The 18,189-nt window shown below is 55.2% G+C and carries 15 protein-coding genes and 1 rRNA gene; 8 read left to right on the forward strand and 8 right to left on the reverse strand.

Annotated elements, in window-relative coordinates; translation table 11 throughout:
- Position 1: 1 nt before the first annotated feature.
- Positions 2-118: ribosomal RNA gene (gene rrf, locus ML541_RS16800) — 5S ribosomal RNA — on the forward strand.
- A 134-nt stretch (positions 119-252) separates the two neighbouring features.
- Here rrf and ML541_RS16805 read toward each other — a convergent pair.
- The gene (locus ML541_RS16805; RefSeq protein WP_243374676.1) at positions 253-2,043 is read right to left on the reverse strand and encodes a type II/IV secretion system protein; all 1,791 of its coding nucleotides are present in this window, start codon (positions 2,041-2,043) and stop codon (positions 253-255) included.
- 160 nt (positions 2,044-2,203) lie between these two features.
- On the opposite strand from ML541_RS16805, the gene msrA reads away from it, so the two are divergent.
- The gene (gene msrA, locus ML541_RS16810; protein WP_243374678.1) at positions 2,204-2,749 is read left to right on the forward strand and encodes a peptide-methionine (S)-S-oxide reductase MsrA; all 546 of its coding nucleotides are present in this window, start codon (positions 2,204-2,206) and stop codon (positions 2,747-2,749) included.
- Positions 2,750-2,761: 12 nt separating this feature from the next.
- Here msrA and ML541_RS16815 read toward each other — a convergent pair whose 3' ends face one another.
- A complete protein-coding gene (locus ML541_RS16815) occupies positions 2,762-4,681 on the reverse strand; it encodes an LTA synthase family protein (protein WP_243374680.1) in 1,920 nt (639 codons plus the stop codon).
- Between the two features lie 176 nt (positions 4,682-4,857).
- On the opposite strand from ML541_RS16815, the gene ML541_RS16820 reads away from it, so the two are divergent.
- Entirely contained in the window at positions 4,858-5,727 is an 870-nt protein-coding gene (locus ML541_RS16820) for a diacylglycerol kinase family protein (protein ID WP_243374682.1), read from the forward strand.
- Between the two features lie 11 nt (positions 5,728-5,738).
- Here ML541_RS16820 and ML541_RS16825 read toward each other — a convergent pair whose 3' ends face one another.
- Together ML541_RS16825 and ML541_RS16830 are read right to left on the reverse strand one after the other, a co-directional pair.
- Positions 5,739-6,281, reverse strand: coding sequence for an acyloxyacyl hydrolase (locus tag ML541_RS16825; RefSeq protein ID WP_243374684.1), 543 nt, complete (start codon positions 6,279-6,281; stop codon positions 5,739-5,741).
- An 87-nt stretch (positions 6,282-6,368) separates the two neighbouring features.
- Positions 6,369-6,998 carry a hypothetical protein gene (locus ML541_RS16830; protein ID WP_243374686.1) on the reverse strand — a complete coding sequence of 210 codons (630 nt, stop codon included), beginning with the start codon at positions 6,996-6,998 and terminating at the stop codon, positions 6,369-6,371.
- A 231-nt stretch (positions 6,999-7,229) separates the two neighbouring features.
- Between ML541_RS16830 and bfr the strand changes: the two genes are divergently transcribed.
- Positions 7,230-7,697: a bacterioferritin gene (bfr, locus tag ML541_RS16835; protein ID WP_243374688.1), complete on the forward strand. Its 468-nt coding sequence runs from the start codon at positions 7,230-7,232 to the stop codon at positions 7,695-7,697.
- A gap of 257 nt (positions 7,698-7,954) precedes the next feature.
- Here the strand turns inward: bfr and ML541_RS16840 are convergent, their stop codons facing one another.
- The gene (locus ML541_RS16840) at positions 7,955-10,495 is read right to left on the reverse strand and encodes an EAL domain-containing protein (RefSeq protein ID WP_243374690.1); all 2,541 of its coding nucleotides are present in this window, start codon (positions 10,493-10,495) and stop codon (positions 7,955-7,957) included.
- 49 nt (positions 10,496-10,544) lie between these two features.
- A complete protein-coding gene (locus tag ML541_RS16845; protein WP_243374692.1) occupies positions 10,545-10,991 on the reverse strand; it encodes a response regulator in 447 nt (148 codons plus the stop codon).
- Between the two features lie 214 nt (positions 10,992-11,205).
- On the opposite strand from ML541_RS16845, the gene ML541_RS16850 reads away from it, so the two are divergent.
- Positions 11,206-11,595 (forward strand): response regulator, encoded by a 390-nt coding sequence (locus ML541_RS16850; RefSeq protein WP_243374694.1) that lies wholly within the window; start codon positions 11,206-11,208, stop codon positions 11,593-11,595.
- A gap of 11 nt (positions 11,596-11,606) precedes the next feature.
- Here ML541_RS16850 and ML541_RS16855 read toward each other — a convergent pair whose 3' ends face one another.
- Both ML541_RS16855 and ML541_RS16860 read right to left on the reverse strand, forming a co-directional pair.
- The gene (locus ML541_RS16855; protein ID WP_243374696.1) at positions 11,607-13,514 is read right to left on the reverse strand and encodes a PAS domain-containing sensor histidine kinase; all 1,908 of its coding nucleotides are present in this window, start codon (positions 13,512-13,514) and stop codon (positions 11,607-11,609) included.
- An 82-nt stretch (positions 13,515-13,596) separates the two neighbouring features.
- The gene (locus ML541_RS16860; RefSeq protein WP_243374698.1) at positions 13,597-14,364 is read right to left on the reverse strand and encodes an ATP-binding protein; all 768 of its coding nucleotides are present in this window, start codon (positions 14,362-14,364) and stop codon (positions 13,597-13,599) included.
- A gap of 117 nt (positions 14,365-14,481) precedes the next feature.
- On the opposite strand from ML541_RS16860, the gene ML541_RS16865 reads away from it, so the two are divergent.
- The 3 genes from ML541_RS16865 (at position 14,482) to ML541_RS16875 (ending at position 18,155) form a co-directional block, all read left to right on the forward strand.
- Positions 14,482-15,900, forward strand: coding sequence for a response regulator (locus ML541_RS16865; protein WP_243374700.1), 1,419 nt, complete (start codon positions 14,482-14,484; stop codon positions 15,898-15,900).
- Positions 15,901-16,080: 180 nt separating this feature from the next.
- The gene (gene kaiC / locus ML541_RS16870) at positions 16,081-17,841 is read left to right on the forward strand and encodes a circadian clock protein KaiC (protein ID WP_243374702.1); all 1,761 of its coding nucleotides are present in this window, start codon (positions 16,081-16,083) and stop codon (positions 17,839-17,841) included.
- The gene (locus ML541_RS16875) at positions 17,838-18,155 is read left to right on the forward strand and encodes a circadian clock KaiB family protein (RefSeq protein ID WP_243374703.1); all 318 of its coding nucleotides are present in this window, start codon (positions 17,838-17,840) and stop codon (positions 18,153-18,155) included. Before kaiC ends, ML541_RS16875 begins: the two co-directional genes overlap by 4 nt.
- Positions 18,156-18,189 lie beyond the last annotated feature (34 nt).

An 18,189-nucleotide genomic window follows, 5' to 3' on the forward strand; every position in this document is an offset into this window, starting at 1 on the left:
TCTCGGTGGCTATGCCGAGAGGGTCACACCCGTTCCCATCCCGAACACGGAAGTTAAGCCTCTCAGGGCCAATGGTACTGCACGGGTAGCTGTGTGGGAGAGTAGGTCGCCGCCGGGATTTAATTCAAAAAGCCTCTGCTTTCTTAAGCGGAGGCTTTTTTTATTGCCTGCTAATTCCCCTTCCGGGATTCTATCCTTTAGATCCACTTGTTACGACTCCATTTCCAACCCGTTATCGCCTTCGCACAAACTCTAACCGGTTATCGCCACTACCTCCTCGTATGTCGTAACGCCTTCCAGCATTTTGTGAATTGCCACATTCCGCAGGCTTACCATACCGTCCCCCTTTGCTGCTTCATATAGACGGGCCAGGTCCACCTGATCCGACAGTACCTCCTTGATGGACTCGGTGAAATCCATAACCTCAAAAATCCCGGTCCGCCCTTTGTATCCGGTTCCCCTGCATTCGGAACAGCCGTTCCCTTCGTGAACCGTATATTTCCCCTTTGCCAATTGCAGGTAAGCGATCTCATCATCGTGCAGGTGCCGCTGATTTTTGCAATGGGGGCATATGGTCCTCAGCAGGCGTTGGGCGATGATGCCATTGACCGTTGAGGAGATAAGAAAGGAAGGAACTCCGAGGTCGATGAGCCGTGTAACCGAAGACGGGGCATCATTAGTATGGAGGGTGGATAATACAAGATGACCGGTCAGTGCTGCCTGGACGGCATTCTCTGCCGTCTCACGGTCGCGGATCTCGCCGATCATGATGATATCCGGGTCCTGACGCAGGATGTTGCGCAGTACGGTGGCGAAGGTGACACCTATTGCAGACTGTACTCCCACCTGGTTGAACTCCTCCATTACCATTTCGATGGGGTCTTCTACCGTGACTATATTTACCTCAGGGGAGGCAAGGGTCCTCAAAGATGAATAGAGGGTCGTGGTCTTGCCGCTGCCGGTAGGACCGGTGACGAGGATGATGCCGTTGGGCTTGCGGATAAACGAGTTGTAAAGCTGGTACTCCCGGGGATAAAAACCGATCCTGTCCAGATCCTGCATGAGTATTTCCGGATCGAAAATCCTGATAACTACTTTTTCGCCGAAGGCGACCGGCAGCGTTGAGACGCGGAGCTCCACCTCCTTCCCCTTATGGCTCGTTTTGATCCGCCCGTCCTGTGGCCGCCGTTTCTCGGCCAAGTCCAGACGGGAGAGGAGCTTGATGCGCGAGACAATCGGTGGATGCAACTGGCGTGGAATGGTGTGGATATTGTGCAACACCCCATCCACCCGCAGTCTGACCAGGGACATTTCCCGCTTTGGCTCGATGTGGATATCGCTGGCCCGCTGGTCGAAGGCATACTGGAGCAGAAATTCGACAGCAGCTATGATGTGGTGATCGGTGCTTTCAATGTCGGACTGCCCGCGCATCTTCACGAACTGTTCAAGATTGGAAAGATCGGTGGAAGTTACGACTTCGTTTTCCGCAGCCCTGATAGACGCGCGGAAACCAAAAAACTCCCGGAGAATCTTCAAGATATCGTTGCGCGAAGCCAATACCAGCCTCACGGATATCTTTGTCGCTGCAGCCAGATCATCTATGGCCGCTGTATTAAAGGGGTCCGCCACTGCTATGGTGACTTTGCCACCGCATTCATCAACCGGGACAATGACATTCTTCAGGGCAAACGGCCTGGACATGTATCGGGTGACTATGTCGAGATTGAGCTTCAGGGGGTCGATCTTCAGGTATTCCAGTCCTGCCGCCTGGGCAATGATCTCGGTGATAATGTCTTCGCTAAGGATTTTGCCGCTCTTGGGCATGAGCAGGTTGAAAGAAGAGATGACTTCTGCCGGTGAAATCTGATCGACGCCTTGGGTAAGACGCCGGGAATATCCTGATTGTTGGTGACTGTGCAGACGAGCCGCCTGGATTTCCCCTTTTGCCGTGACTTCCTTGAATTGCTCTTCGGTGATGAGTCCGCGTTTCAGGAGGATCTGGCTGACGTTTTTTATGGTAAGGGTTTTCTTCTGATTGGTCATTGCGCCTCTCTGTGGTCATCGGATTGATTTACAACGGCTTGAATCTTGGCAGTATTTTATCTCCACTACCCAAGGAGGGCAAACCTAAAGTTGGTGGGGTAAGAAAGGAAGCTGCTTTTTGCTACAATAGAATTAACGGAGGACTGGGAGGAGAAATGCAATGGAAAGACTTGAAACGGCGACACTGGCCGCAGGATGCTTTTGGTGTACCGAGGCGGTTTTTCAGGTGCTTAAAGGGGTGTACCGGGTGGTATCCGGCTATGCCGGGGGGAATGTGGAGAATCCCACTTACCAGGAGGTCTGCAGCGGCAGAACCAAACATGCCGAATCGGTGCAGATATCTTTCGATCCGCAGGTCATATCCTACGGAGATCTTCTAGATGTATTCTGGCGCTGCCACGATCCGACCACTCCCAATCGCCAGGGGGCGGACCGGGGCAGCCAGTACCGGTCCGCCATCTTCTATCACGACGACAGACAGAGACGGATTGCCGAAGAATCAAAGGAAAAGGCCGAGGTGGATGGGCTCTGGTCCGATCCCATTGTTACCCAGATCGTACCCTTTACCAACTTCTATCCTGCGGAAGGATATCACCAGTCCTACTACCGGTTCAACCGTACCCAGCCTTACTGCCTCATGGTGATTGACCCCAAGATCGAAAAGTTGCGGAAGACCTTCCACGGCTGGATGAAGGATGATGTTTGAGTTTTGCGAACCCTATCTTACCAGCCTGTTCAGCCGGTTCTTATATACGTAGTAGGCTCCCTGGTAGTATCCCAAACCATTCATCAGCAGGTCATCCTGGGGCTTGATCTCGGTCATCCGGTCATCCCCCGAGGCTCCTCTGGTGAAGGTATAGAAGCCTGTCTCTTTTTTGGGTCCCAGTACGAGCAGGCGATTTCCTTCAATGAAGCCGAGCTTCTGATAGGTGGAGATGAAAGCCCGCTCCTGCCCCGGTTGAGCGTTCAGGATGTCTTTGCCGAAAAACCTGGTCGTATAGCTGAAGTTGAGCAAGCCGAGCACCGTTGGTGCTATATCGATCTGGCTCATCATGCGATCGACCCGCTGCGGCTTGATCAAGGCGGGGGCATAGATGAAGAGGGGGATGCGGTAGTTCTTCACCGGCAGGGCCATCTTGCGGGCACTTCCGGCGCAGTGGTCGGCAACGATGACGAAAACGGTGTCGTTGAACCAGGGTTTTTTCCTTGCTTCCGCCAGCAGCCGGCCGATGGCGTAGTCGGCGTATTTTACCCCCCCGTCGCGCCCGGTCTTTGAGGGGATGTCGATTTTGCCGTCGGGGTAGGTGAATGGACGATGGTTGGAGGTAGTCATGACGACGCTGAAGAATGGCTTCTTCTGAGTAAAGGATTTGTCCCCTTCCTTGAGGACTTTCAAGAACAGGTCTTCGTCGCAGACCCCCCAGGCGTTGGTGAAGGTGATTTCATCCTTGGCGAAATTGAGCCGGTCGACCGTGGCAAAGCCATTGTTGGCAAAGAAATAGTTCATATTGTCGAAGTACCCGTGCCCCGCATAGATGAACTTGTTGTCGTAGCCTTTGTCCCTCATCACCGAACCCCAGGAGAAAAAATGCTCATTGTTGGGGCGCTTGACTATGGACGTGCCGGGGAGCGGGGGCATTGCCAAGGTGATGGCTTCAAGCCCGCGCACGGTTCGCGTGCCGGTGGCGTAAAGGTTGGTAAAGAACAGGGATTCGTCTGCCAGTTTGTCCAGATTCGGCGTGATCCCAGTCCTATTACCGAATGTACCTAGGAATTCGGCGCTCAGACTCTCTTCGACCACTACAACCACATTCAGACGTTTTTCAGGCCCTTCGTGGCGGATGATACGGGAAATCTCGTCGGCGCCAGAGCTGGCGAAATGGTTGCCGGTTTCCGTCAGCTCTTTTTTGAGGGCAGCCATGACCAGCGTACCGTTTTTGGACGCGTAGAACTTGTTGAAGTCCAGCTCGTTGTTCCTGAAGGCTGCTGCCAAGTTGTAAATGCCGTTACTGGCCAGCTCATCGGCATAGTTGTTGGGAGAGATGTGGTTCATGGAAATATCGACGAAGAAATAAGACAGCACCGGCAGCGCCAGGAGCACGAGGCCTGTCCGGCAGCGTCGTCCCAGCCGCGAACTTCCTGAGAAAGCAGGACGCAGCTGTTTCCTGACGACCATGAAGACGAGGATGTTGATAATGAAGATGCCCCCAAGCAGCCAGTTAACCGGGTATGACTCGCGGATGTTGCGAATGACCTCGGTAGTATAGATCAGATAGTCGATGGCGATGAAGTTGTAGCGGGTGGCGAATTCGTCGAAGAAGGTATATTCGGCGATGACGTTGAAGAGCATCAGGTAGGTGACGACAAAGGCGACGGCAGCGGCAACGAGCTGGAAGACCCTGTTGTTGAAGACCTTGTCGGGAAGCAACATGGAGACGATGACGAACGGTATGGCAAAATAGCTGAAGGTAACGCAGTCGAAAAAGAAGCCCACGCCGTAAATTTTTGCCAGAAGAAGCGGTATAGGTTCAAGGCTGGGGAGCGACTTGACCAGGAGAATCGTTCTGGTGAGAAATGAAAACAGTATGATGATCAGGAACAGGATGTACAACGACCGGAATCTGCTTTTCGTCAACATGGTAGTTTCCTTGCATTCTTTAATCTAACCGCCTGTTTTGCCGAAGCAACTTCCAACTCTACTGTAGATTGATCACAGAAGTCCATCTTATTCATTAGCCCACCTAAAAAACGTTGCACATAGCCTGGTTACGTTCTATAACAGCCGAACGGATTCACCCCGAACATGGAGAACAAATGTCCAGACGCTGCTTTCTTATCGTCAATCCCACCTCGGGGAGCTATTCGCCACGCAGAATCGATGCAGTCATGGCACGGCTGAGTGGTGCCGGTTTCTCCCCCCAGCTGCTCATCACCGGGAGTGCCGACGATGCTTCCCGTTTTGCTGCCAGGATCTGTACAGAAGAGACTGACCCTTTCATCATTGCCGGCGGTGGCGACGGTACCGTTAACGGCGTAGTGAACGGGCTGGTGCCGGGAATGGCAACTCTTGGGGTGTTGCCGCTAGGTACGGCAAACGTGCTGGCGAAGGAACTGGGCATAGGTTCGGTGCACGAGGCCGTGGAGAAACTCGTCAGACAACGGGAGAGATCCATATCCGCAGGGATGCTGGAGGCTGCCGGCGAAAGCCGTTATTTCCTTCTCATGGCCGGTATCGGCTTTGACGGTGCGGTGGTGGAAGGGGTGCGCCTGGGGGAGAAACGGCTGATGGGCAAGGGTGCATACGTCCTGTCGGCCTTGCGGGTTCTGGCGGACTGGGACCGCCGGCAGTTCACGATCAGCATCGACGGCAGGGATATATCCTGCCACGGCGCGGTTATCTGCAATGCCTCCAAATATGGCGGCAATTTCGTCCTCGCTCCGGGGGCTGAGCTGTTCAGCCCGGAGTTCCAGGTGGTCTATATCAGGGACGGCAGCCGGACCGCCTACCTGAAATTATTGATGGGGATGGCTACAGGGAAAATTTCGGGCTCGGGCATAGCCGTCATGGGGGGGCGTGAGATAATCGTCGGCGGTGACAAGGCAGTCCAGGTGGATGGGGATTTCCACTGCCACGGGCCGCTGCGGGTCTCCCTTGTGGAGAACTTCGTGAACATTATCGTCTGAGGAAAAGGTGTCTAGAAATTCCAGCTGAGTGCAGCCATGTGCAGGTCCAATCCTGTATTGACGCTGTCATATAATCCTGCGTTGGATATGTGCTGAATCCGGTATCCTAATCCAAGGCCGCTGTCGAAGCGGTAGTTCAGTCCCAGGTAAATGAGAAACAGCACCTTTCCCCCAAAGTCCTGCTGGCCGAAATGGCGTTTGTCGAGAAAGACAAGCCCTGGTCCTACTTCTGCAGAAAAACCGCGATTCCCTTTGTCAAAACTGAATCCGGGACTTATCGTGCCGATAAACCCGGCTTCCTTGCCACCATAAAGGGCTCCGGCAGCAGCGTCAAGCTGCACTCCCAAACCCCACCCTGATTCTCTGCGCCATTCCCACGGCAAACCAAATTGGGCAAAAGCCTCGTATTGATGGAAGTATTCGTTCTTTCCCTTTGCCGAAAAGCCGGCTCGAATGCCGATGTCTTTCAGTCCTTCCTCTGCAGAAGCGATGGGCAGCAGCCAGAGATTCAACACCAGAAACAGCAGGCCCAGGACCGGAAGAGTGGTTTTCATGTATGCCCCTTTTTAAGTTAGTGTCGTTTAATATTTTAAGGGGTGCCGCTGAAAATGCAATCGACCGTGGGGCAAATGGGGAGGCGGCTATTCGTAGGAATAACCCGCCAGTCCCTGGAGAGTCTCCTTTAACTCAAAGGCAGCTATGGAAAAGAAGCGGTTGAGGAGGATTTGGTCAGGATTTACGGGATAGACAGGGAAGGAAAGGCGATAAATAAGGTCCAGGAAGGAGTCGTGGCGGTTTTCCTCAAGAAACAGGGAACCGTACTGGTTGACCGGACCATAGAGGAGGGCGTCCTCCATGACCGCCTCGTCTTCGCTGTAGTAAGGCATGAGCATCTCCAGGGCAAGGCAAAGACCCTGTCCGGTGGCATCCTCCGCCAGGTAGACCAGCACCTCGTCTTGGCCTGCTCCGCCATGCTCATCGCTTTCCGGGCAGATCGCTCCAGCCGGGATGACGATGACCTGCCCGTGACGGGGGTCGAGGCCGTAAGGCCATCCTCTCTCGGTGATGAACCGCTCGATTACCCGGTAGCCCTCGGCCTGCAGCGGCTCCAGCCCCCGAAAAAATTCCACCTGGAAAATCTCCCGGTTTGCTACGAGCTCCTGAAACGAGATGAAGTCGTCTTCGCTGGCAGCGGGTCGCGTGTTTCTCTTTTCGGTATTATTCACCACCAACCTCAGCTGGGGTCGGTTGTCGTTTTTGTCTTTGCTCATGGCTAGAGGTTCCGTTTCCTGGGAATTGTCGGTCTTCCAGACGATACTTTGTATATGCCCCAGTGTCAAGGGATGTGACGATCGTATGGGGGATGGTGGCTTACCGCCTGCTCAGGGGAGGGCTGCCGTGGCAGGCAAAAGAGATGCTTGAATTAGTTCTCTCTCATATTATACTGATGAAGACGGTAAAAGCTGCCGAATACACGACCAGTGCCGAAAAGGGGGAGGATCATGAAAGGAAGCGAGAAGGTCATCGAACACCTGAATGCCAGACTGGCCGAGGAGCTTTCGGCCATCAACCAGTATATGGTCCATGCGGAAATGTGCGAAAACTGGAAGTATGCCAGGCTGTACAAAACCATAGAAGAGCGGGCCATAGTTGAGATGAAGCATGCGGAAAAGCTCATAGCTCGGATCCTTTTCCTCGAAGGGAGGCCGATCGTCAGCAACCTGAACAAAATAAATATTGGTGCCGAGGTGGAACTGATGCTGCGCAACGACCATGCCTACGAGCTCGAAGCGATCCATGGGTATAACGACAGCATCCGTGTGGCGGTCGAAGAAAAGGACAACGGTACCCGTGATCTTCTCCAGTCCATCCTGGATAACGAGGAGGAACATATCGACTGGATCGAGGCGCAGCTGGATCAGATCCAGCAGATGGGGCTGCAGCAGTACTTGGCTGAACAGACTGCCTGAGTTCAGGAAAAGGAAGAATAGACGATAGACAGAAGAATGTTGCACCCGGTCCATAAATGTCTCCCATTTGTGGACTTTTTGTTTTCCTCCATCCATTTCTCCTGGTGTGGCCGGCGGGAAAATTCCTTTGGTTGTAACGGCACCATGAGATAAAAATGGCGACAGGAGATGTCGCCAGTATTTTCAAGCCGGGGGGGAAACTACGTTGCTAATTCAGGCTACTGGTAAATTGCTTCAATTCATCAACCTGTCATGCATTACATTATCAGCCGCCTGAACTGCTCGGCCGGTATGGGGCGGCTGTAAAGAAACCCCTGCATGTGATCGCAGCGGTTCTCATGGAGAAATTCCAGTTGATCCTCGTCCTCCACCCCTTCGGCGATGACCTCCAGTTTCAGGTTATGGGCCATGGCGATGATGGTGGCGACGATGGCCTTGTCGTTGGGATCGCTGTTGACGCCGAAGATAAAGGATTTGTCGATTTTCAGCTTGCGAATGGGAAGTTTTTTGAGATAGCTGAGGGAAGAGTAGCCGGTGCCGAAGTCGTCGATGGCAAAGCCTACCTCCATACCAGTCAGGGTTTTGAGGCTGGGAATCGTATATTCGATATCCCGCATGGCTGTTCCCTCGGTGATCTCCAATTCCAGGAAGCGGGGGGGGAGGCCTGTCCCCTCCAGCACCTTCCGTACCCGGTCCACCAAGTCCGGCCTGCGGAACTGCTTGGACGAGAGGTTTACCGTCACATTGAAGGGAGGGTGTCCCTCGTCCTGCCATGCCTTGTTCTGGGCACAGGCTGTTTTCATGACCCAGTCGTCAATGTCGGTGATGAAGCCTATTTCCTCTGCCATGGGGATGAAGTGGCTGGGGGAGAGCAATCCCAGCTCGGGGTGGAGCCAGTAAACGAGCGCTTCGGCCCCGGTCAACAGCCCCGTATCCATGGCTACCTGGGGCTGGTAGAGCACGACCAGCTCGTTATGTTCCAGTGCCTGCCTCAGCCGGTTTTCCAGCTTTACCCTTTCCAGCGTCCGGGTGTTCAGTGCGGGATTGTAGAACTGGTAGTTGTTTCTCCCCTGTTCCTTGGCGTGGTAGAGGGCTATGTCGGCATTTTTGAGCAGGGTCTCCGCGTCTTCCCCATCGGTGGGATAGAGACTGATGCCTATGCTGATGGTCACTTGTAGCTGGTGCCCATCTATGGCAAAGGGTTTGCTCGTGGCCGAGAGGATTTTATTGGCAATTGCCGTTGCATCCTCCGGATGAACCATCTGGGTGATGAGGATGTTGTATTCGTCCCCCCCGATGCGGGCCACCGTATCCGTTTCGCGGACGCACTCCTTCAGCCGTTCCGAGATGAGTTGCAGAAGCTTGTCCCCCGCTGCATGCCCCAAGGAATCGTTGATGGATTTGAAGCGGTCCAGATCCAGGAACATGACCGCCTGGATTTCGTTGTAGCGGTGCCCCTGGCTGATGGACAGGGCCAGATGGTCCATGAACAGCATTCTGTTGGCCAGGCCGGTGAGAATATCGTGGGTGGCCTGGTAACGGATCTCGTCTTCCAGCCGCTTGCTCCGGGTAATGTCTCTGATGATGTGTATGGAACCCAGGACGTTCTCCCGTTCGATGAAGGGGGAGGAACTTATTTCCACATCGAGAAAGGAGCCCCACTTGGTACGCATGGCAGTGCCCAGTTTCTCCAGAGCCTCCCGTGATTCTTCCCTCTTCTTCAGCTCCCCCTGAAGCCTGGGGACCTGGTCCACCGGCACCAGGTCCACCATGTGCATCTTCATGAACTCGTCCGGTTCGTAACCAAAGAGGTCCATGGCCCGTTGGTTGATGTTGATGAATTTCAAATCCCGATCGACGATGAATATGGGATCGTTGGCGCTCTGGAACAGGTAACGGTAGCGTTCCTCCGACTTCTGCCGTTCTTCGTAGAGGAGGTAGTTTTTTAATGCCAGGCTGACGGTTTTGCCGACTTTGTGGGCGAAGTCGTATTGGCTGTCGCTGAACCAGGAAGCGGGGCTGTGGTAGTGGAGAGAAAAAGCGCCGATGATGGAATCGCCGGAGGTCAGAGGCACCTCGATCAGGGATTGGATATGGTACCCGTTGATAAAACGTATGTTTGTCTGCTCGGTTACCAGGACACTCTGTTGATCGTTCAGCTGAAAACGGGAAAATACCATTTCTTCAAGTCCATAGGTTTCTCCGACGATTGTTTGTGGTAGCCCCCAGGCGGATATGATCTTCCATTGCTCATGTTCCAGCTGGTAAATGACCGCCGAATCAGCCTTTATAGCATAGGCGGCCTTTTCCATGATCCGTTCCATGATGATCTGGAAATCCAGCGACAGGTCCATCAGCTCATTGATCTGATTGATGGCCTCACTGAGCTCCTTTGCCTTGCGGATCGTCTCTTCGGCCTTTTTACGGTGAATGGCATAGCGGATTGAGCGAGTGAGCATGCCGGCGTTGAATTGCCCCTTAACCAGGTAATCCTGGGCGCCTTTTTCCACCGCTTCCAGCCCCATCCCTTCGTCGTCGAGACCGGTGAGGAGGATGACCGGAGTTTCGGCATTCTTCTCCTGTATGCGTGCCAGGGTGTCGAGCCCCTGGCTGTCCGGCAACCCAAGATCCAGAAGCACCACATGGAATGACCCTTCGGCAAGGGCCTTGATCCCATGGGCGAGGCGCCCCACCGGCGTCACCGAAAAGTGCGCGGCTTCCCGTTCGGCAAGCATCTCCTCTATAAGGGCGGAATCGAGGGGATTATCCTCGATCAGCAGGATTTTGATTGTGTCCATAGGCGGCTCTTTGGCAACAATCGGGCGTCCTGAAGGGGTGGCCGTGGCTTTAGTGCCTGAAGGGGAGCTTGACCGTCGTCAGCCAAAAGTCTTCTATCGCCTTGACCACCCCCATGAACTGTTCGAAATCGACCGGCTTTGTTACATAGCAGTTTGCATGCAGGCTGTAGGATTTCAGGATATCCTCTTCGGCCTTGGAGCTGGTGAGGACGATAATAGGTATCCACTTCAGTTCCGGGTCGTCCTTTATCTCCTGAAGCACCTCCCTCCCGCTTTTCCGCGGCAGGTTCAGATCCAGCAGCACCAGGTCGGGGAGTTGGCGGTCGGCATAAAGGTCCTGCCTGCGGAGGTACTTCAACGCCTGGGCGCCGTCGCGCACCACGTTCAAATGGTGCCGTGAGGTGCCGGAGGCAAGGGCCTCGCGAATCAGTTCCACATCTCCCGGATTATCTTCTACCAGCAGAATATCGATGGCACTGCCGAGCTCTTTCTTCACCTGACCCTCCCCGTCAGTGGCGGACGAATGAATTCTTGGCAGACAGCCGGAACGGTTGCTGACGACCTGCGGCATTCCCGCCGTACTGGTTGCACATGGCGGACTTCACAAATCTATAGCAATGTTAACACAGTTTAACTTTTTTGGCAGGGTGTAGGGCAACGCGCGTAACGCTGTGTTACTATTTCTACAGGGAGCTCAATGGGAGAAAAAGATGAAAGACAAGGCCATTCGTATTTTACTCATAGAGGATAGCAGCGGCGATGCACTGCTCCTTACTGAGATGCTTGCCGAGTTTGCCGGGCGCTATGACGTGACCCGGGCCAGCCGTCTTTCAGCTGCCTTCGAGCTTATGGAGGGGGAGGGCTTCGACCTGGTCATGATGGACCTCAATCTGCCCGACAGTAGCGGAATACAATCCTTAAGCCTGGTCAGGGAAAAGTTGCCATTGCCAGTCATCGTCCTGACCGGCCTCTTCGACAGTGAACTGGCTGCCAGGGCCATTGCCGAAGGAGCGGGATACTTTCTCGTCAAGGGGCATGTGGAGGCGGACGAGCTCGACAGGATCATTCGGCAATGCCTGGGTGGAAACCACTCCCCCTGAGAACCTTTCCCCTATCTGCTGATCCCCTTCATGACCGGGATGGTGAAAAAAAAGGTTGAACCCCTGCCGAAGGTGGATTCAATCCATATCCGGCCGCCGTGCCGCTCGACGATCCTCTTGCACAGGGCCAGGCCGATGCCGGTTCCCGAGTACTCGTCGCGGCTATGTAGCCTCTGGAATAACTGGAAGACCCGGTCATAATATTCCGCTTCGATGCCGATGCCGTTGTCCGCCACCGCAAAAACCCATTCGGATTGTTGGCGGCGGGCGGAAACGGTTATGGTCAAGGGAGTGTCGCGCTTGCGATATTTGATGGCGTTGCCGATGAGGTTCTGTAATAGCTGCAGCAGCTGGATTTCGTCGCCGTAGACGGTCGGCAGGTCTTTGCCTTGTACAGTAGCGGCGCTTTCCCGTATGGACGCATCAAGGTTGGCAAGGGCCTCATCAAAGACCCGGCCGGTGTTGACCGGGTTGAATGGCGCACCGTGGGTTATGCGGGAATAGGCGAGCAACCCCTCGATCAGGCGCTGCATCCGCTTAGCCCCATCCACGGCGTAATGGATATAAGTCTCTGCCTTGCTGTCGAGCCGGCCACGGTATTTGGCAGCAAGGAGTTGCAGGTAGCTGGCGATCATCCGCAGCGGCTCCTGCAGGTCGTGGGATGCCACATAGGCAAACTGGGCGAGTTCCAAGTTAGAACGGGACAGATCGACCATTGTTTTCCGCAACTCCTCTTCGGCCCGTCTGCGGTCGCTCATGTCCAAGGTGATGCCGATCAGCCTGAGGGGACCGCCGTCCCGGTCGTAAAAAACCCTGCCGCGCACCGAGATCCAGCGCTCCTTGCCGTCCTGGAGCCCGATGCTCCTGAATTCGATGGCGACAGCTTTCTCCTCTCCCAGCGCCTGGCGGATGGCGTGGTCCACCTTGGTCCGGTCTTCTTCGTGTATTCTCTGCAGGAAAACCTCATAGTCTACCGGCGCATCGCGGTCGAGCCCGAAATGCCGCTTGGTGGTTTCCGACCAGCGCAAAACCCCGGCTTCCGGATGAAAATCGAAGGTGCCGATGTCGGCGGATTCAATGGCTAGATTCAGGGTTGCCGCGTGATAGCGCAGCTCTTCTTCCACCAGCTTTTTCTCGTTGATGTCCAGCACGTAAGTCAGGAAATGGAGCGGCTTGCCCTCCTCATCGGTGACGATGGAGCAGTTGAGGTATCCCCAGACTGCCCTGCCGTCCTTGCGGATGAATCTCTTCTCCATCTGAAAGGATTGGATTTCGCCACTTTTCAAACGCTGGACCTGGTTCCAATCGGTAGCGAAATCGGCGGGGTGGGTAAAATCCCTGAAGGGACGTCCGAGCAATTCCTCTTCCGTGTAGCCGAGGAAGCGGCAGAAATTGGGGGTTACCTTCTGCCAGCACCCGTCCAGACTCACGTGCAACGGCATGACCAGCGCTATTTTTTCCGCCTGGGCAAGCCGCTCGTAGCTCTGGCGCAATTCCTGCTCCGCCTTCCGTCTTTCGGCAGCCTCCTGCTCCGCCTGCTCTCGGCGGAGTTCTGCTTCCTGCCTGCTGGCTTCTGCCCAGGCCTGTGCTCTCCAGGCGATGCCGCCGATGCCGCTGATCAGCAGCGAGACCAAGAGAAAGCCGATGCTGCCCAGCAGGGGAATGATCCACGACGGGTATTGGGAGATACCCGGCATGATGAACAGCCAGACGGCAGCGGCGAAGCTGAGGAAAACGGCGAATAGCGACGGTCCGGGGCCGGCAAAAAAAGCGGTGGCGGTGATGGCCACATAAAAGGTGGAAAAGGGGAAGTACTTGCCCAGGTAGGGAGCCAGCGCCAGCCTCAGCAGCAGCGCGACGAGGGTGAAACCTGCGGCAAGGGCGTATCGTTCTCGGGGAGTTCGGGGATATCCGGGCATACCGCTTCCTCTGATCAAAAGGCTCATGGGCTATCATGGAGGCTGTCGGATTATGGGGCAAAGCGTGAGCATGGGCCGTTTTCTAAGTCCGAGATCCTCCAAGGGTAAAGGAAAAGGTGGCGCCTTCTCCCTCGGCCCCTTGGGCGAAGACCCGGCCTCCGTGACGCTGGACGGCTTTTCTGACGATGGCCAGACCCATGCCGGTGCCGGGAAATTCGGATTCCAGATGAAGCCGCTGAAAAGGGTTGAACAGCCGGTAAATCTGATCGGGGGCAAAGCCGGCACCGTTGTCACTGACGAAATAGACCGTCTCATCCTCCTCCTGTCTGATCCCGAACCGGATCTCCGCCGGCTGTGTATCACGGGTGAATTTCCAGGCGTTGTCCAGCAGGTTCGTCAGGGCAGCCTGCAGCAGCTGCCCGTCCCCTACCACCCGTATGTCCGGTGCCACATGGATCTGCACCTGCCGCTCGGGTTGGCTCTCCTGCAGTTTTTTCAGAATTTCGGCAGCCATGGCGGAAAGATCGACCTGTTCCATTTTCATTTCCAGACGGCCTATCCGGGACAGGTTAAGGAGATCGTCTATCATGTGTCCCATGCGCTCAATACCCGACATGATCATTTCCAGGTATTCAAGCCCCTGGCCCTGCAGCTGGTCCCGGTATTTTTTCGCCAGGAGATGGGCGAAACCGAAAATATTGCGCAAAGGTGAGCGGAGGTCATGTGAAACGGAATAATTGAAGGAGGCCAGTTCCTGCTGCGCTTCCTTGAGCTGCGCAGTCCGTTCTTCCAGCTGTTTTTCCAATTCCGATACCCGTGCCTGCAGATATTCCGCCGGTTGCCGATGCATATGCTCTCTCCGTTTCCTTTTCTTTTGTCCTTCCTCTTTTGTAATTATATATTACTTATTATAATATTTAATAAAAAGCGGATGAAATGCCATTACTCTTCCAGATAAAGGGATTACATGAAGATACTTATCGTCGACGACAACGAGCCCTATCGAAAACTCCTCTCTGCTATCTTTACGGACCGGGGATGGGAGGCGTTGGACGCTCCCGACGGCACCAGGGGAATGGAACTGCTCAGGGAACAAATTCCGGACGTGATCCTTTCGGACATCATGATGCCGCGCATGGACGGCTTCCAGTTCCTGCGGGCATTGCGCACCTCTGCCTTCGGCGACATCATTTTCATCTTTTATACTTCCACCTATACCAAGACCAGCCATCGTGATTTCGCCCTGGCGCTGGGTGCAGATGCCTATATCGCCAAGCCTCTGGATCCGGAGGCAATCGTCCAGGTCCTGATGGGCATTCTCGACCGCAAGGGACTGAGGCCTGAGCGCCGGGAGTTGCCGAGCGAAGAGGAATTTCTCCGCCTGCACAGCCTTTTTCTCTCGGAAAAGCTCATGGAAAAGGCGGAAGAGCTGCGGAAGGAATCGGTGGAACACCGGCGAATCGAAGACGAACTGATGCATTTGAGGGAAAAGGAGCGGCAGCGGCCGGGGGGCTACGCTCTGGGGCAGGAGACGGTCGGGCAGGGTTTCCCGACGGTGAGCCCGCAGAGCGTACTGTCCGTTGAGATAGACGACGAAGTCTATACCCCCCTTAACAGGGCCGAGGCCCTTTGCCGGTCCATTGCCGAAGCTGGTTTACCGGATAGCGAAGGGTACCGTCTCGTGGAGAAGATCTGTCTGTCCATAGGTAAGCTGCGCAACCTGGTCATGGAGCTCGCGCGGAATTTTCTGCTTCCACGAAGCGCCGTCCTTGCTCCGATTCGTCGCATTCAGATAATGATGGATGTCCTGAAAAAAGATTATGCCGCATTCAGTGCCACTCTGGGTTCAAGGCTGGAGGAGATGGAAGGCCTGCTCAGACAGTTTGCCGGATTTGTCGAGGACCTGTTGAAGCTGGGAAACGTGGCGAAGCAGACGTTGAAAAACGAGCCGGTGGATATAACGGGGCTTGCGGGCGAGATTCTGGCGGGGCTTAGGCAGTCCTCACCCCATCGCAGGTGCGAATTCAGCATTCAGCCCGGTCTGAATGCCGTAGGCGACCACCTGTTGTTGAGAACGGCACTGGAGCAACTCCTGGAAAATGCCTGGAAATATACAGTGGCGCGGGACGAGACGAGGATCACCGTCGGCTCCAGAATCGAAGGGGGGAAAAAACCGGAGTATTACGTGAGCGACAACGGCATCGGCTTTCCCGCCGAAAAGGCCGGGAGCATCTTCAAGGCCTTTGGCAAAGCCCACGAGCCCCCGGGAGTTGCGGGCAACGGCATCGGCCTGACTCTGGCAAAAGCCATAGTAAGGCGCCATGGGGGAGATATCCGCTGCGAGGCCGAAGCTGGCCGTGGCGCTACTTTCTTTTTCACCATCTGAAAGCCTTTCCCTGTTCGTGGATGTGTCATTGTACCTCCGTGCCACCGTTTTCGTCCCTTGCCTATGTCCGCAGTTGAAAACAATTGGAAAAAATGGAAAAATTTATGAGGTAATTCTTTGATTCCGGTGCCGGTTGTGTTATTGATGCTGGGCTGACACAGCTCGGAAGGGAGAATGGGAGTGACGGGAAGAGCAAAAAGGGGCAAAACTGAAGGTCCGATTCTGAAGAAATGTTCCACCGGAATAAAGGGGCTGGACGAAATAACCGGAGGAGGCCTGCCCCAGGGGCGGCCGACCTTGGTCTGCGGCGGTACCGGCTGCGGCAAGACCCTGCTGGCCATGGAATTTCTGCTGCGTGGTGCCCTGAACTACGGTGAGCCGGGCGTTTTCATGTCCTTCGAGGAGAAGCCCGACGAGCTGGTGCAGAACTATGCCTCCCTTGGCTTCGACCTGGAGGGCTTGGTTGCGCAGCACCGGCTTGTCCTGGAATACGTCTACATCGAGCGGAGTGAGATAGAGGAGACGGGAGAATACGACCTGGAAGCCCTCTTCATCCGCCTCGGCCATGCCATCGACTCCATCGGCGCCAAGCGGGTCGTGCTCGATACCGTGGAGGCGCTGTTCTCTGGCTTTTCCAACGAATCAATCCTGCGGGCGGAATTGCGGCGGTTATTCAGGTTCCTGAAAAGCAAAGGGGTAACAGCCATCATTACCGGTGAACAGGGGGAACGGACCCTGACCCGCTACGGACTGGAAGAGTATGTGGCCGATTGCGTCATCTTCCTCAACCACACCGTTTCCGACCAGATTGCCACGCGTCATCTGCGGATCATCAAGTACCGCGGTTCTTCCCACGGCACCAATGAATATCCTTTCCTCATCGACCAGCAGGGCTTTTCCGTCATGCCGATCACCTCGCTGGGCCTCGATCATCCCGCTTTCACCGAGCGTATATCCACCGGCATCCCCCGCCTGGATACAATGCTTGGCGGGGAAGGTTATTTCCGGGGGAGCAGTATCCTTGTCTCCGGTACGGCGGGCACCGGCAAGAGCAGCATGGCCGCCCACTTCGTGGACGGGGCCTGCAGTCGAGGGGAACGCTGCCTTTACTTTGCCTTCGAGGAATCCCAGAACCAGATCATCCGCAATATGCGCTCCATCGGCATAGATCTGGAACAGTGGGTGAAAAAGGGGCTGCTCCGCTTCCACAACACCCGGCCTTCCCTCTACGGACTGGAGATGCACCTGGTCGCCTTGCATAAGGAAGTGGAGCGATTCGACCCGGCGGTGGTGGTGGTCGATCCCATCTCAAACCTGGTGACCGCTGCCGCCCCAAAAGAGGTCAAGGCCATGCTTTCCCGGCTGATCGACTACCTGAAACTGAAAAGGATCACCGCATTCTGCACGGATTTGACTTCAGCCGGGGGGGGGATTCTGGAACAGACCGAAGTGGGGGTGTCGTCGCTCATGGATGCATGGCTTCTGCTGCAGAACATCGAAGGGAGCGGCGAGCGCAACCGCGGCCTGTACATCCTCAAGGCCCGCGGTATAGCCCACTCCAACCAGATCAGGGAATTCTTCCTTACGGATCGAGGAATCGCCTTGCGTGACGTTTACGTGGGACCTGGAGGGGTATTGACTGGAACGGCCCGAATAGCCCAGGAGGCCCGGGATGCGGCGGCAAGTACACTGCACCGCCAGGAGATCGAGCGCAAGCAGCGTGAGCTGGAGCGGAAGAAAAAGACGGTGGATGCGCAGATTATTGCGCTGAAGACGGAATATGAGCTGGAGCGGGAAGAATTGCAGCAAGCAGTTGCCCAGGAAAGGCTCCGTGACGATGTTGTCATGAAGGAAAGCATGGAGATGGCCAGGGCGCGGCAGGCGGATGCGGTGCCGACGACTGCCGGCGGGAAACAAGGTCGGGGAGGGCGTAAGCGATGATCGCTGCAGAAGGAAAGAGGGTTCACAATGGAGATGGGGAACAGTGGATCCTTAGATTGTACGTGGCAGGGCAGACGCCTAAATGCCTGACCGCCTTCGCCAATCTGAAGAAAATCTGCGAGGAGCACCTGGCAGGGCAATATCGCATTGAAATCATCGACCTGCTCGTCCATCCGGAGTTGGCCAAAGGGGACCAGATACTCGCTTTGCCGACCCTGGTGAGGAAACTTCCCGAGCCGGTGAAAAAAATCATCGGTGACCTGTCCAATACGGAGAAGGTGCTGGTCGGACTGGACATCCGGCCATTCAAGTAAAGCCGGCAAATATCTTTTATAGTATCCGGAGCAG

The organism is Geotalea sp. SG265 (genome assembly GCF_022808985.1).
GTDB lineage: Bacteria > Desulfobacterota > Desulfuromonadia > Geobacterales > Geobacteraceae > Geotalea.

Excerpts from the sequence above, each read along its gene's own strand:
- ML541_RS16805 (WP_243374676.1), bottom strand. The coding sequence starts at position 2,043 with ATGACCAATCAGAAGAAAACCCTTACCATAAAAAACGTCAGCCAGATC.
- msrA (WP_243374678.1), top strand. The coding sequence starts at position 2,204 with ATGGAAAGACTTGAAACGGCGACACTGGCCGCAGGATGCTTTTGGTGT.
- ML541_RS16815 (WP_243374680.1), bottom strand. The coding sequence starts at position 4,681 with ATGTTGACGAAAAGCAGATTCCGGTCGTTGTACATCCTGTTCCTGATC.
- ML541_RS16820 (WP_243374682.1), top strand. The coding sequence starts at position 4,858 with ATGTCCAGACGCTGCTTTCTTATCGTCAATCCCACCTCGGGGAGCTAT.
- ML541_RS16825 (WP_243374684.1), bottom strand. The coding sequence starts at position 6,281 with ATGAAAACCACTCTTCCGGTCCTGGGCCTGCTGTTTCTGGTGTTGAAT.
- ML541_RS16830 (WP_243374686.1), bottom strand. The coding sequence starts at position 6,998 with ATGAGCAAAGACAAAAACGACAACCGACCCCAGCTGAGGTTGGTGGTG.
- bfr (WP_243374688.1), top strand. The coding sequence starts at position 7,230 with ATGAAAGGAAGCGAGAAGGTCATCGAACACCTGAATGCCAGACTGGCC.
- ML541_RS16840 (WP_243374690.1), bottom strand. The coding sequence starts at position 10,495 with ATGGACACAATCAAAATCCTGCTGATCGAGGATAATCCCCTCGATTCC.
- ML541_RS16850 (WP_243374694.1), top strand. The coding sequence starts at position 11,206 with ATGAAAGACAAGGCCATTCGTATTTTACTCATAGAGGATAGCAGCGGC.
- ML541_RS16855 (WP_243374696.1), bottom strand. The coding sequence starts at position 13,514 with ATGCCCGGATATCCCCGAACTCCCCGAGAACGATACGCCCTTGCCGCA.
- ML541_RS16860 (WP_243374698.1), bottom strand. The coding sequence starts at position 14,364 with ATGCATCGGCAACCGGCGGAATATCTGCAGGCACGGGTATCGGAATTG.
- ML541_RS16865 (WP_243374700.1), top strand. The coding sequence starts at position 14,482 with ATGAAGATACTTATCGTCGACGACAACGAGCCCTATCGAAAACTCCTC.
- ML541_RS16875 (WP_243374703.1), top strand. The coding sequence starts at position 17,838 with ATGATCGCTGCAGAAGGAAAGAGGGTTCACAATGGAGATGGGGAACAG.